11 protein-coding genes are annotated in these 14708 nt (G+C 38.5%); 7 read left to right on the top strand and 4 right to left on the bottom strand.

Going from position 1 to position 14708, the window contains the following annotated elements; translation table 11 throughout:
* The first annotated feature begins 109 nt into the window (after positions 1–109).
* From NF867_RS01060 to NF867_RS01035, 6 genes are all read left to right on the top strand, one after another.
* On the top strand, positions 110–1711 hold the full coding sequence (locus NF867_RS01060; protein WP_252585684.1) for a DUF6377 domain-containing protein: 1602 nt from the start codon (positions 110–112) through the stop codon (positions 1709–1711).
* A gap of 220 nt (positions 1712–1931) precedes the next feature.
* Positions 1932–4907, top strand: a complete 2976-nt coding sequence (locus NF867_RS01055) for a SusC/RagA family TonB-linked outer membrane protein (protein WP_252585683.1) — start codon at positions 1932–1934, stop codon at positions 4905–4907.
* A gap of 21 nt (positions 4908–4928) precedes the next feature.
* The gene (locus NF867_RS01050) at positions 4929–6527 is read left to right on the top strand and encodes a RagB/SusD family nutrient uptake outer membrane protein (RefSeq protein WP_252585682.1); all 1599 of its coding nucleotides are present in this window, start codon (positions 4929–4931) and stop codon (positions 6525–6527) included.
* An 84-nt stretch (positions 6528–6611) separates the two neighbouring features.
* Positions 6612–7685 carry a SusE domain-containing protein gene (locus tag NF867_RS01045; protein ID WP_252585681.1) on the top strand — a complete coding sequence of 358 codons (1074 nt, stop codon included), beginning with the start codon at positions 6612–6614 and terminating at the stop codon, positions 7683–7685.
* A gap of 110 nt (positions 7686–7795) precedes the next feature.
* Positions 7796–9208, top strand: a complete 1413-nt coding sequence (locus tag NF867_RS01040) for an alpha-amylase family glycosyl hydrolase (RefSeq protein ID WP_252585680.1) — start codon at positions 7796–7798, stop codon at positions 9206–9208.
* 116 nt (positions 9209–9324) lie between these two features.
* On the top strand, positions 9325–10482 hold the full coding sequence (locus tag NF867_RS01035) for an acyltransferase family protein (RefSeq protein WP_252585679.1): 1158 nt from the start codon (positions 9325–9327) through the stop codon (positions 10480–10482).
* A gap of 83 nt (positions 10483–10565) precedes the next feature.
* Here the strand turns inward: NF867_RS01035 and NF867_RS01030 are convergent, their stop codons facing one another.
* Entirely contained in the window at positions 10566–10832 is a 267-nt protein-coding gene (locus NF867_RS01030) for a hypothetical protein (protein ID WP_252585678.1), read from the bottom strand.
* Positions 10833–10901: 69 nt separating this feature from the next.
* The gene (locus NF867_RS01025; RefSeq protein ID WP_252585677.1) at positions 10902–11258 is read right to left on the bottom strand and encodes a hypothetical protein; all 357 of its coding nucleotides are present in this window, start codon (positions 11256–11258) and stop codon (positions 10902–10904) included.
* A gap of 260 nt (positions 11259–11518) precedes the next feature.
* On the opposite strand from NF867_RS01025, the gene NF867_RS01020 reads away from it, so the two are divergent.
* Complete coding sequence (locus NF867_RS01020) at positions 11519–12292, top strand: alpha/beta hydrolase (protein ID WP_252585676.1); 774 nt, start codon at positions 11519–11521, stop codon at positions 12290–12292.
* A 21-nt stretch (positions 12293–12313) separates the two neighbouring features.
* Here NF867_RS01020 and NF867_RS01015 read toward each other — a convergent pair whose 3' ends face one another.
* Together NF867_RS01015 and NF867_RS01010 are read right to left on the bottom strand one after the other, a co-directional pair.
* Positions 12314–13174, bottom strand: a complete 861-nt coding sequence (locus NF867_RS01015; RefSeq protein ID WP_252585675.1) for a hydroxymethylglutaryl-CoA lyase — start codon at positions 13172–13174, stop codon at positions 12314–12316.
* Between the two features lie 85 nt (positions 13175–13259).
* Positions 13260–14567, bottom strand: a complete 1308-nt coding sequence (locus tag NF867_RS01010; RefSeq protein WP_252585674.1) for an NAD(P)/FAD-dependent oxidoreductase — start codon at positions 14565–14567, stop codon at positions 13260–13262.
* Positions 14568–14708: the final 141 nt, after the last annotated feature.

Below are 14708 nucleotides of genomic sequence, written 5' to 3'. Positions count from 1 at the left end.
GTAAATGATAAATATCAACCTGAAACAAAAAAATATTAATAGAATTATTAAAAGGATTTTAATTTAGGCCTCTAATTTTTTCTAACCAGTTTATCACTTGATTGATTATATGAAGTATTTGTTTTTTCTCGCTGTCGGACTTTTATGCTCACAAACCGTTTTTGCCGATACCACCGATAGCCTATTCAAAGAGTTGAATAATGCTTTAGAGAAGAAATCAGCGTATGAATCGATCAAGCTCAAAAGGATTGAGCAAACTAAAAACGAGCTTGAGAAAGGCTCAGAGTTAACAGCGGCACGCCTTTATGCTGTTTGTTCCGATTTATACGAAGAATACAAAACCTTTAATTATGATTCGGCATTTTGTTATGCTAAAAAACTTCAGGAGGTTTCATTACAAATTAACGATAAGCAGAAAACAGAAGAGGTGAAACTTAAGCTGGGGTTTATTTTGCTTTCATCGGGCATGTTTAAAGAGACCTTTGATGTGTTACAGTCGATTCATCCTAATGAGTTGACGAAACAAGCAAAAGTGGAGTATTACTCATTATTTGCACGCTATTATTTCGATTTAGCCGATTTTCATAAAGACAAATACTATACAATCAATTATAATCAACAAGGTAATGCGCTAGCCGACTCGGCAATGGCCATCTGCAATAAGAACTCTTATGACTATCTCTCATTACAGGGACTAAAAAACCTTCGAAATGGTGATATGGAAGGAGCTACTCAAAATTATGAGCAAATTTTAAAGTTTAAAAATCTAACTCCCCATCAATACGCAATTAATGCTAGCAGTTTGAGTTTTATCTATGCCAACTCTGGTCATGAAAAAGAATCGATAGAGTTATTGGTAAAAGCAGCCATCGCCGACGTGAAATCTGCAACCAAGGAAACGGTAGCGATTTTAAATCTGGCAGATATTTTATACAAAAAAGGAGATACCCAAACAGCCTATCAGTATATTAAGCAGGCTTTGGCCGATGCCACCTATTATGGTGCCCGTCACCGGGAAATACAGATTGGGGCCATTTTGCCGATTATTGAAGGACAGCAGCTAAGCACAGTTGAACATCAACGGAAATTGCTGTTAGTTTACTCTATACTTGCAACTGTTCTTTTCCTAGCCGTTGTTGCCTTTATTTTCATCACCATTCGTCAGCTTAAAAAGCTAAAAGCAGCTGATAAGATTATTAAAATGGCTAATGCCAGCCTTCAGCATACCAATGATTTGTTGAAGGAGGCCAATAAAATTAAAGACGAATATATTGTTTACTACTTTAACATCTGTTCTGAATACATTGATAAGCTAGAACGCTTTAAAAAATCAATTGAACAGAAGCTTTTATTAGGTAAAGGCGATGATCTTAAAAGCACTTTATCAAAAGTTGATCTGCATAAGGAGCGCGAAGGTTTATTCCTAAGCTTTGATAAAGTATTCCTAAAACTGTTCCCGAATTTCGTTTCAGGCTTTAATGCTCTATTGAAAGATGAAGATAAAATCAAGCTGGAAGATGGCCAATTAATGAATGCTGAACTCCGCATTTTTGCATTAATTAGAATTGGCATTACCGATAATGACCGTATTGCTAAAATTTTGGATTACTCGGTGAATACTATTTACGCCTATAAAACCCGCATAAAGAAAAAATCATTGGTAATTAACGACGATTTTGAAGCTCAAATTATGAAAATCCAGTCTGTATAGAACAATATTTTCATTTTAAAAATCGATATTCCCAGAATTGAGTATCGTTATAAGTAATTGACATTCAGTGGTATAGTTTTATATTTCTCTGAATTCATCAATATTGCCCTTTATATTGATTGTAATCAATCCGTAACCTCCCTTCTTTTGACATTGCTAAGCATAGCCAGTAGTGCTTGCAATAAATTATTCGACCAATTTTATTAATGTATTACAACCAATGAGAAAACTTTACCTTTTTAAGTACGGAGCAACCTTGTGCTTGTTATTAGTTTCGCTGATAACATTTGCACAAACGGGAACACTCTCCGGCCGTGTTTTCGACGATGAAAACTTACCAATGCCTTTTGCCGGAGTAGCAATTAAGGGCACATCTATTAAATCGGCTACTAACGCCGATGGAGATTTTAAGATTTCGGGTTTGCCCCTTGGTCAATCTACTGTTATCGTGACAGTTTTGGGTTATGAGGTTATTGAAAAAACAATAACGGTTAATGCAAATACCCAAATTTATCTTTACCTAAAACCATTATCTAAAATGCTGACCGAGGTGGTGGTGGTAGGTTATGGTACTGCCAAGAAAAAAGACTTAACAGGAGCTGTTGGAACCCTTTCTAATAAAGACTTTAACGTAGGGGCTGTAAACTCGGTTCAGGATGCGATTTCGGGCCGAATTGCAGGGGTTTCGGTTACTTCAATAAGTGGCGCTCCCGGTAATACTTCAACTATTCGTATTCGTGGAGGAGCTTCTTTAAACGCCAGTAACGATCCTTTAATCATTATTGATAATGTTCCGGTTGATAACACACCTATGGGTGGGGCGCCCAACATCTTATCATCAATTAATCCGAATGACGTTGAAAATGTAACGGTTTTAAAAGATGCTTCAGCAACAGCAATTTATGGTTCACGAGCTTCAAACGGTGTTATTTTAATTACCACTAAAAAAGGCGGTGATAAATTTAAATTAAGCTACGGCTTAACCACGTCGTTAGCCACTGTACCTAATCAGGTTGATGTGTATACCGGTGATGAATATCGTGCCTTGGTTAATCAATTATATGCCGGCCAAACTCCAGTATTATCATTGTTAGGTACCGCCAATACTAATTGGCAGGACGCTATTTACCAAAATGCTTTTGGACAGGATCATAATTTGGCTTTTTCGGGCAAATTAAAGCAAATGCCTTATCGTGTTTCGTTTGGTTATAATAATACCGATGGAACACTGAAAACGTATAATTTCGAAAGAACTACCTTGGCGTTGAATGCGACACCAAATTTCCTGAAAAATACGTTGAAAATGACCTTCAATGTAAAGGGACTGTATAACACTAACAACTTTGCTGATCAGGGAGCCATTGCTAACGCGGTCTTCTATGATCCAACCAAGCCTGTTTTAAATGGTAACGACCGTTGGAGAGGGTATACCACCTGGACCCAGGATAATACCTTAAACGGAGATCCTGTGCCATTGGCTACAGCTAATCCGGTTGCCCAGTTAGAATTAACGGATAATACCTCAGTAGTTAAAAGAAGTATAGGTAATGCACAGGCTGATTATCAAATACCGTTCTTGAAAGAATTGCATGCCAACCTGAACGTAGGTTATGATTATGCAAGATCACAAGGTCATAATAACGTAAAAGATAATACTCAGTGGATAAATTCTCCATCCGTTTCAGGTGGAAGAATTAACCCTTATGAAGAAACGCGTAGAAATCAACTGCTTGACTTCTACTTAAACTACGCGAAACCATTAGAAAAACTTCAGAGTAAAGTGGAAGTAATGGGTGGTTATTCATGGTCGCATTTCTACAGAGAAGGTGCTGATTCGTCAACAAATGTTGCAGCAACTGCTAAAACCGAACCTAATATTTATAGTTCTGAGTATTACTTAGTATCCTTCTTCGGAAGATTAAACTATACGTTTAAAGACAGATATCTAGTGACTTTCACCCTGCGTGATGATGCTACTTCACGTTTCTCATCTGAAAACCGTTGGGGATTATTCCCATCAGTGGCTGTTGCCTGGAAAATGAACGATGATTTCTTCAAAGACAGTAAAACAGTTTCGGACTTGAAATTACGTGTGGGGTATGGAACTACCGGTCAACAGGACTTAAATAACGGTAACAATTATCCTTATTTAGCCAAATACACCATTAGTGATAATGCTGCCCGCTATCAGTTTGGTAATTCATTTTATAACACTTTACGTCCCGATGGATACGATGCCAATATTAAATGGGAATCGACGAAAACAGCTAACATCGGGTTAGATTACGGTTTATGGGATAACAGAATCACTGGTACCTTAGATTTCTATCAGAAAAAAACGGAAGATCTTTTAAGTATTGTTGACGTTCCGGCAGGAACCAATTTTTCGGCGCGTGTACTTACTAACGTTGGTGATATGGAAAACCGTGGGGTTGAGTTTACAACTAATGCAAAAATTGTTTCGAAACCAAACTTAAAATGGAACGTTAGCTATAACATTTCTTACAATAAGAACAAAATCACCAACCTGAGTTTAACAGGTGATCCTAACTACGAAGTAATGGTAGGCGGTATTGCTGGAACAACCTCAGGAACCATTCAGGTGCAAAAAGTAGGTTATCCGATTAACTCTTATTATGTATATGAGCAGGTGTACGATCGTGATGGCCGACCAATGGAAGATGTTTATGTAGATAGAAACAATGACGGTGTAGTTAATACCAGCGATTTATATGTGTTCCATAAACCTGATGCAGCTGTTTTGATGGGTATAGGCACCACTTTAAACTACAAACGTTGGGATTTCTCCGCATTTGGAAGATGGAGTTTAGGGAACTGGAACTACAACAACGTAGCAGCTAACAGTACTTATAATGGATTCTATTCGACCTTAGGTTATTTAAGAAATCAAACATTATCGGCTTCAGATACTCGTTTTACCACTGCTTTAAAAACCAATACCTCTGATTATTACATTCAGGATGCATCATACTTCCGTTTGGACAATGTTAGTCTGGGTTATCGTTTGCCGGCTATGTACCACCAAAAGGTTAACCTTCGTCTTAATGTAAATGTTCAGAATGCCTTTGTAATTACTGATTATAAAGGATTAGACCCTGAGATCAGTGGTGGTTTGGATAATAATTTCTTCCCACGTTCAAGAACATTCCAATTAGGTCTTAATTGTGATTTTTAATCATCAAAAAGCTTATTCCAAATGAAACAATATAAATTTCTCACGATCGCATTCATGGCCACAGGACTGATGATGTCGTCGTGTATCAATGATCTGGATACAGTTCCAACAGATAAAAAGATTATTTCATCAGCCTCTCTCTATGACAAGCCCGAAGCCTACAAACAGGTGCTGGCAAAGTTATACGGTGGTCTTACTTTAACAGGTCAGAGAGGCGAATTTGGGCAGCCGGAACTTTCGGCTCCTGATGAAGGAACCACTTCTTTCTTGCGCGGATATTTCAACGTGCAGGAAGTAACTACCGACGAGTGTATCAACGCATGGGGCGACGGTGGTTTGGTAGAGTATCATGGCATGCTTTGGTCTGATGCCAATAGCTACGTGAACTTAATGTATCAGCGAATATTCATCAATATTTCTTACTGTAATGAATATATCCGTTCGGTAAAACCACGAGTTGATGGTCTTTCAGATCCATTAAAAAGTGATGTTACCAAGTATCTGGCTGAAGCCCGTTTCCTTAGAGCCTTGTATTATTACTATGCGATGGATTTATGGGGAAATGTTCCTTTTGTAACTGATGCAGATAAAACCGGTGCATTTATCCCTAAGCAAATCAGCAGAGCAGAATTGTTCGCATACATCGAATCGGAGTTAGAGGCTGTTATCCCAACGCTGGCTGCACCTAAAACCAACGAATATGCTCGGGCTGATCAGGCTGCTGCCTGGATGTTATTGGCTAAAATGTATTTAAACGCTGAAGTGTATTTAGGTAAAGGACATCCGAAATATACCGAGTGCTTAACCTACTGTAATAAAATTATCGGGGCAGGATACACACTTCACCCTAAATACAATGAACTATTCCTCGCCGATAACCATAAATGGAGCAATGAGATCATTTTCCCAATTGCCGAGGATGGTAACAATACCCGCAATTATGGAGGTATGACCTATATAATTCATGCCGAAACCGGAGGTAACATGGATTACGCCAATGTCTTCGGAATTCCGGCTGGTCCTTGGGCAGGTAACCGATTTACAGGTGCTTTTGTGAGCAAATTCCCTGATGTAACCGGTGCCGCTGATAAACGTGCCATGATCCATACCGATGGACAAGTTTCATTGGAGATTGAGCACCCTAACCAGTTTAAAGAAGGTTATTTATGTACCAAGTTCAGAAACGTTACCTCAACCGGTCAGCCGGGTCAGAACGGAACATTCGTTGATACCGACTTTCCTCTATTCCGCCTGGCAGATGTGTATCTGATGTATGCTGAAGCAGTGAAAAGAGGCGGTTCAGGAGGTGATTTGGCTACTGCAGTTTCGTTGGTAAATAAAGTTCGTGAGCGTGCTTATGGAAACACTACTGGAAACATTGGAGCGGCAGGGTTAACGTTGGACTTCATTTTGGATGAAAGAGGAAGAGAATTGTACTGGGAATGTCATCGCAGAACCGACTTAATTCGCTTTGAGAAGTTTACCGGCTCATCGTATTTGTGGGACTGGAAAGGAAATGTTAAAGCTGGAGCTGGTACTGATGCACATTTTAACCTGTTCCCAATTCCTGCTGCCGATATGGCCATCAATACTAATTTAGTTCAAAATCAGGGTTATTAAGATAAATGCAGATGCATGGCGTTTTCTCCCTCGACTTAACGAAATAAAACGCCATCATCGATTTACATCAAAAAAGATATAAAGATGAAAAAGCAATTTTATACACTGTTGCTTCTGAGTATAGCACTTTTCTCTTGTCAGAAAGAAGAAGCAGTAGGGCCAATGATTGCAGAAGACATTAAAGCTCCTGTAATTACCAATCCTTCAGTTGGAAGCGTTGTTGAAATAACGGAAACTAACCTTACTGATACTGTAAAAATTAAGTGGCAGCAAGCCGATTATGGGGTTACAACCGCAGTAAGTTATAATGTAGAAGCCGATTTGGCTTCGAGACAATTTTCGCAACCCATTTCAATAGGTTCAAGCAATAGTGGTCAATTAGCAATAGTGATGAGCGATCTGAATAAAAAATTATTGGATCAGCTTCATTTGCCTGAGAATCAGGCTTCGGAAATTGAACTTCGCATAGGTGCGTCGATCAATAATCAAAAATCAGTTATATCACAGATTGTTAAGTTAACAGTAACTCCTTTCAAAGCAATCGTCGAAGAACCTCCAATTCCTGAACCGGTTCGTTTATGGGTTCCTGGTGGTTATCAGGGATATAAACCTGATCAGGCGCCAAAAATGACAGATATTGGAGACGGTAAGTTCGAAGGTTATGTGTATATCAGCTCTGGAACTGATTTGAAATTTACCTCAGCACCTGACTGGAACCATATCAATTACGGCTATGCATCTGACGGAAAATTAACCACTGATGGTGGAGCTGGTAGTATGTCAGTTGATAAAGCAGGGGTTTATAAGCTTGAAGCAAACATAAACGACCTTACTTACAAGATCACTTTGATAAGCACATGGGGGGTAATTGGTACTGCTACTCCAAGTAATTGGGACGCATCCACACCAATGACTTACAATGTGAACAAAGATGAGTGGTCGGTGAAACTTAACTTAAAAGCAGGAGCGTTGAAATTCCGTGCAAATGATGGTTGGGATATCAATTTTGGTCCGGCTGCAAGTGGCGATCTGGTAGGGGAGTTGATTCAAACAAATGATGCTATCAGTATTCCTGAAGATGGAAATTATACGGTTACCATTAGCCTAAGCAAAGCTAATGCTCCTTACAAGTACAGCTACACTGTTTTAAAGAATTAGTGTAATGTGAGGGCGGTTTCGCTGGCTGTGACCCGCCCTTTTTTAAATTATTGTTTAACATTGTTATTTCTTATAAATAGATCTTTATACTAATAAGCCTTAATGTTTATATGAAATATATAGCCATGCCAAGTAAAATGACTTTTGTATACGCAATCCTCGCGTTATCATTTTCTTTTTTCGATTGCAAAAAAGGAGATGATCCTGTACCGCCGACAAAACCTCCGGTGCAGCAACCTGTTGATCCACCTGTATATGCAGCTCCTTACCAAGGAATACCTGATACCAAAGATGTGGTAATGTATGAAGTAAATCTACGTGGTTTCAGCGCCGAAGGGAACTTTAAAGGGGTTCAAAATCGTTTAGATCAAATTAAAGATTTAGGCGTAAATGTAATATGGCTTATGCCTATCAATCCGGTTGGTCAATTAAAATCGGCCGGTGGTCTGGGTTCGCCTTATGCGGTTAAAAATTACAAGGAAGTAAATCCTGAGTTCGGTACCCTTGAAGATTTTAGAACACTTGTAAAAGAAGCGCATAACCGCAATATGGCCGTTGTTATTGATTGGGTGGCTAATCATACGGCTTGGGATAACCCATGGATCGCCAACAAAAATTGGTATAAACAGGATGCGAGCGGTAATATTATCCCACCTCCTAATACTAATTGGACAGATGTGGCTGCTCTTGATTATAACAATCAGGATATGCGCAAGGAAATGATCCGTTCAATGAAATATTGGGTATTAGCGACAAATATTGATGGTTTCAGATGCGATGCGGCTGATCTTATGCCTTATGACTTCTGGAAACAAGCTATTGATACCTTAAAGAAGTTTGATAACCGTAAGCTGGTTTTGCTTGCTGAAGGAAGCAGGGCCAACCACTTTAATGCAGGTTTTCAGTTGAACTATGGCTGGGATTATTATAAAACCTTGAAAGATGTGTTTAAGGGAACTCAGGCTGATGCGACTTTATTTACCACCAATGCTCAGGAATTAACGAATATTCCTGAAGGATTTACCAAACTAAGATTCACCACCAATCATGATGAAACAGCTTGGGACGATACCCCAATGGGTTTATTTAGTGGTAAAAAAGGCTCCATGGCGGCATTTGTGTTGGCTTCGTATATGGGTGGAAGTACACTGCTATATAATGGCCAGGAGGTAGGAAGCACTAAAAAGTTGTCGTTCTTTGAACACGATCCGATTGATTGGACGACAAACCCGGACATGGTAGTGGAATATAAAAAGTTGATTGCTTTTAAGAATGGAAGCGATGCAGTTAAGCGTGGAAGCATAGAAACAATCGCAGATCCTTCAATTGTGGTTTTTAAACGGATTTATAATGGCAAGGAAGTGCTGGTAATTGTGAATGCCAATAATTCCGCAGTTACTTACAATGTGCCGACATCAGTATCTAGTGCAAGTTGGAGCAATGTGATGAAGAATGAAGATATGGCTTTAGGTGCTACACTAACCTTGCAGCCTTATGATTACTACATATTGAGTAAAAAGTAATACGGATAAATCTCCAAAGCTTAAAAAGCCTTCAGTAAATCTGGGGGCTTTTGTTTTGGTATCTGTGTCTGATACTTGCTTGTAGCGGTTACAATTAACATCTTTGTCGGCGAACTATGTCAAAAACCATTAAGTATTTCCCCGGATTGAGTGCGCTGCGATTTTTCGCGGCTTTTTTAGTGTTAATGCATCATACCGAGACGATTCGTAAGAAATATTCATTATTCAATCTCGAAGAATATTCACTTTTTAGAAATGGGAGCACTGCAGTTTCTTTCTTTTTTGTTTTAAGCGGGTTCTTAATCAGTTACTTATTACTAAAGGAAGATAATGAGAAGGGCGATATAAGCGTAAAAGGCTTTTATTGGCGCCGGGTGGTTCGTATATGGCCGCTCTACTTTCTTTTAGTGATAATTGGTGTCTGGTTAGTTCCTTTTGCACTTAAAACTATTGGTTTTGCGTATGAGATGCCTTATCAAGCCGGCCAGGTTTGGTGGATGTACCTTTTATTTTTTCCTTTCCTGGTAAACATCGTTTTTGGTAGTAGTTTGTTGGAGCCTTTATGGTCTATTGGAGTAGAAGAGTGGTTTTACATAATTTGGGCGCCGCTGATGAAATTCTTCCGTCAACATATGCTAATGCTGTTCGGGCTTATTATTTTCATTAAAATATTGCTGGTCATTGTCTTTCAATTAATGAATATTGAAGAAGGTTCAACACTTTCAATTATTCAGCAGGTAATTGATACATTAAAGTTTGAAGCAATGGCGATTGGTGGAATTGGAGCCTACTATGTTTTTCATGGTACCAAATCATTTTCCAACTGGAAGATTTTCACCCATCCGTTGCAGCTGATTGGCTATGGATTAATTACCTGGCGTTTGGCCTTCCATTGGGAACTGGTTCATTCGGGATCAGCTTTAGGAACCATTTCTGACTTTATGTTTAATATACCTATTTTAGCCAACCTAATATTGTACGTATTATTCCTTTGGTTGATTTTAAATACAGCCTTAAATCCAATAGCCTGGTTCAAGTTCGATAAAAAGTGGTTGAATTCTTTAGGTGATGTTTCCTACGGAATTTATATGTACCAAATGCTGGTAATCTTTGGAGTAATTTTAGTTTTCAAAAAGTACCTCATTGGCTTATCTCCGGTTTTATCGACTCTTTTATTCTATGGAATAATTTCGACAGGAGTAATAATCATCTCCTATATTTCAAAGTATTGGTTTGAGAATAAATTCTTGAAAAATAAGGGGATAGTAAAATAGGATTATATGATTAATTGCCTATCCAAAAAGGTAAAAATCAGTAATGCATCTATTAAAGAGTTCTGCGATAATTCAATAAACCATTAAACCCGTGCTTTTGCAATTATACGTCCAATAAAATAACCAATACCGGCACCAATAATAGTTCCTCCTAAAACTGCTACCCAGTGATTGTCGAACATAAAGAAGCCAATTACTGCTCCCATAAAGCCGATAAAACTAGAAAAGAACAGTTCTGTATTACTTTTTGAGGGGGTAATAGGACGGTGGGAAGTAGCAGATGATTGATTTTGATGAGCGCGGTGTGGATGATAACCGTGGTGCTTGTTTCTTGTTCTACTTTGTGGCATAACTTTTTTCTTTTTAAGTTAATAAGTAGGAATGAAATCCAAAATAGTCGTGGAAGATTATTTTCAGTTTTAAAATAAAGAATGCTCAATTGCAGTCATTTCAAAAAAAAGTTGGGTTTTAATAAGAGCAATCTGCTCATCAAATTCAGCACAGGTATAAATGATCATCGAAAGAAATTTATACCCCGACCAAACCGCAATATAAATACCTGAATCTATCAATGGAACAAAGGCATCGTAACCCTGATTTTCTTCCTTTCCCTGGCCTCCGGTGGCATGAATAATTGGCTCTCCATAGGTTCTGAGGTTGAGATTCTGTGTGATAAATTTGAAAAAATCAATCAAGGTCTTGTCGCTCACTTCAGTAGTAAAAAAGCCTTCAATTAATAGTCTTTTCCTGAAAATTTGAGGGGCCAGATCTTTCATTTGTTAAATTTTATATAAACTTAATATAAACAGAACTATTTTACGAGAGTTTATTTAGTATATTGCTACTGATATTTACCTGGAGCTACCTTCGTTTTATTTTAGTTTATTGTTTTAAATAAATCCTTTTGTTTTTTAGTTTTTTTTGTATAAAATTTCTATAAGTAAAAAGGTATTTGTTGTTTGTGCAAGTAATTTTGGCTAAAAAGATCTTCTTTTTTAATAATCAGGTTGTTTTTAATTTTTAACTCTCAATCAATATGGCAAAATCCAGATCAATAGTTCTTATCCATGGCAATTTTGTGAATAATACCAGCTGGACAGGATGGAAGCAATATTATGAAAACAAAGGCTATTCAGTTTATACACCTCCGAATCCGGGTCATGAAGGTAAACCTGCAGATTTGAGGGCTAAAATCCATCCCGATCTGGTAAAGACAGGCTTTGTTGATGTGGTCAACAATATTGTTAAACTTATCGATACTTTACCTGAAAAACCATTGGTGATTGGGCATTCTATGGCCGGAATGGCAATCATGAAACTTGTTGAAATGGGAAAGGCAGCAGCTGGTGCCAGTATTGATGGTGCTCCGCCTAAAAATGTTTTCCCTCCATTTTCAACCCTTAAATCAGCGATCTCTGCGTTCGGTTTTTTTTCGGGGAAGGATTATTTTATGGGGAGCAAAGAATGGTATGATAAGTGTTTTTTCAATACGTTACCTAAAGAAGAAAGGGCGAAGGCCTTTGAACAGGTTGCTGTTCCCGAAAGCTTTAAAGTAAGCCGCGAATTAGTTTTAAATTCTTTTTCGAATATAGATTTTAAAAAACCACATGTTCCCTTATTGTTTATTGGAGGAGGTGACGATAAACTCTTTCCTCCAACACTAACCCAAACGCTAGCCAACAAATATTCAGATAAAGCCAGTAGCGTAGATTTGAAAATTTTTGAAGGCAAAAGTCATTTTATCTGTGGAGAACCTGGCTGGGAAAAGGTGGCTGATTACGTTTTAAACTGGTATGAAAATCAGCCATAGTTTCAATGATCCTAAAAAAGACTAATGAAATATACGATTAGAGAATTCCATAGCTTCTGCCCAATTATTCATATTAAGCTCTGTATTGATGCGATGATCGTTCAAGTAGGAAATTATGCTCTCGGTAGAGATATTTCCTGTAAGGTCATCTTTGGCCATCGGACAGCCTCCGTATCCTTTTAATGCCGAATCAAATCTTCGGCAACCTGCTTGCCAGGCAGCATCTATTTTCTCCAGTCGTGTACTTGGGGTGGAGTGGAGGTGGACTCCTAGTTCAATTTTAGGATGCTCATTCGTAAGGTTTTTAAACAGATAGCTAATGTTTTCGGGATTGGAAACACCAATAGTATCAGATAAGGCTATAATTTTTACCCCAATTCTACTTATTTCATTCACCCATTTAGAAACAATGTCGGAGTTCCATTCATCACCGTAAGGATTACCAAAGCCCATAGATATATAAATGACAAGCTCTTTATTGTTTTTTACACATAGTGATTGAATTTGTTTTACGGTGTCAAATGACTCGGCAATTGAGCTGTTCGTATTACGCTGTTGGAACGTTTCTGAGACTGAAAAGGGAAATCCAAGGTAAGTAATCTTATCAAACTGGATAGCTTCCTCAGCGCCTCTTAAATTGGCTATAATGGCTAATAGTTTTGAAGAAGTGCTGCTCAAGTCAATTTGCTCCAAAACTTCACGTGTATCACGCATTTGAGGAATTGCTTTTGGCGAAACAAAACTGCCAAAGTCAATGGTATCAAATCCAACCTTCAGCAGTTTGTTAATGTATTCGGCTTTTAAAGCCGTAGGGATAAATTCATCAATACCCTGCATCGCATCGCGAGGGCATTCTATGAGTTTTAATGGATGGTTGTTCATTTTTATAGTCCATGGCCCATGGTCCATAGTCCATAGTGAATGAGGTAGATTATACCATGGTCTATGGACTATCAACTATGGACTATTATGCTTCTACTTGTTCTAATTTTTTATCATTTTCTTTTTCAAACCTTCTTATGATCAAACGTGTTCCACGGTCGTAGCTGAAATAGCTCCATACCCAATTCACGAAAACCACCACACGATTTCGGAAACCTACTAAAGTCATCAAATGAACAAACATCCATACAAACCAGGCAAACGTCCCCTGGAAACGGATAAAGCCCATATCAACTACTGCCCGGTTTCTGCCAACGGTAGCCATTGAGCCCTTGTCAAAATACTTAAAAGGCTCCATGGGAATGTCATTGATTTTTTTGATAATGTTTTTGGCAAATAATCGTCCTTGTTGTATTGCCGCTGGAGCAACTCCCGGGTGACCTTTGGGAAACTCATCGGTGATCATTGCCGCCACATCGCCAATTGCAAAAATGTTGTCATAACCTTCAATCTGGTTAAATACATTTACTTTAAATCGGTTACCGCCAACAATCACCTCCTTATTTATTCCAGGTAAGGTAACGCCTTTAACTCCCGCCGACCAGATGACCACTTTTGTTTCAAGTCCTTTTCCACTGCCTAATTGCACTCTTTCACCGTCAAAACTTAATACACGTTCATTCAAACGAACGTTTACACCCATGCTTTTCAAGAAATCAGCTGATTTTTCAGAAGCCTGAACCGACATGGCCCCAAGTAAACGGTCTCCACCTTCAATCAGGTTAATTTGCATGCGTCTGATATCCAATTCCGGATAGTCATGTGGCAGAACATGGTTTTTTAGTTCTGCAAGCGCACCGGCTGTTTCAACACCTGTTGGTCCACCGCCAACCACCACAAAGTTCATGTAGGCTTCCTGCTCATTTATACTGTCGGTTAGTAAGGCGCTTTCTAGGTTTTGTAAAACAAGGCTGCGCATATCCAATGCTTCCGGAATCGTTTTCATCGGCATGGTGTGCTTTTCTAGATCTTTCATGCCAAAGTAGTTAGAACTTGAGCCAGTAGCTATAACGAGGTAATCGTAATGAATTTCACCAATATTGGTAACCAATACTTTTTTATCTGCAATAACTTCCTGGGCCTCAGCAACACGAAATATAAAGTTCTTTTGATTTTTGAAGATCTTACGTAGTGGGTGAGCAATGGAGTCGGGTTCTAAACCACCGGTGGCAACTTGATAGAGTAGGGGCTGGAAAGTGTGGTAATTGTGACGGTCGATCATAATTACCTGTACTTCTTTGCTGTTTAGTTTTTTAGCAGCCTGAATACCGCCAAATCCGCCACCAATAATTACAACCCTTGGGAAATTTGTTTCTGGAATATCAACTGACATAGCTTGTTTAGTAGAGTTATTCAATATTAAATAAAAACCCTCGAACCTGCGATTAAGTTTTTAATAAAAGTTAAAACATAGCTCTAGACAGTTAATTAAAAAAGGCGCAAACCTTTCGAATTGCGCCTTTAAACTACATTA

This window comes from Solitalea agri, from assembly GCF_023914155.1.
Lineage (GTDB): Bacteria > Bacteroidota > Bacteroidia > Sphingobacteriales > Sphingobacteriaceae > Solitalea > Solitalea agri.
This window is presented reverse-complemented; position numbering and strand designations above follow the sequence as displayed.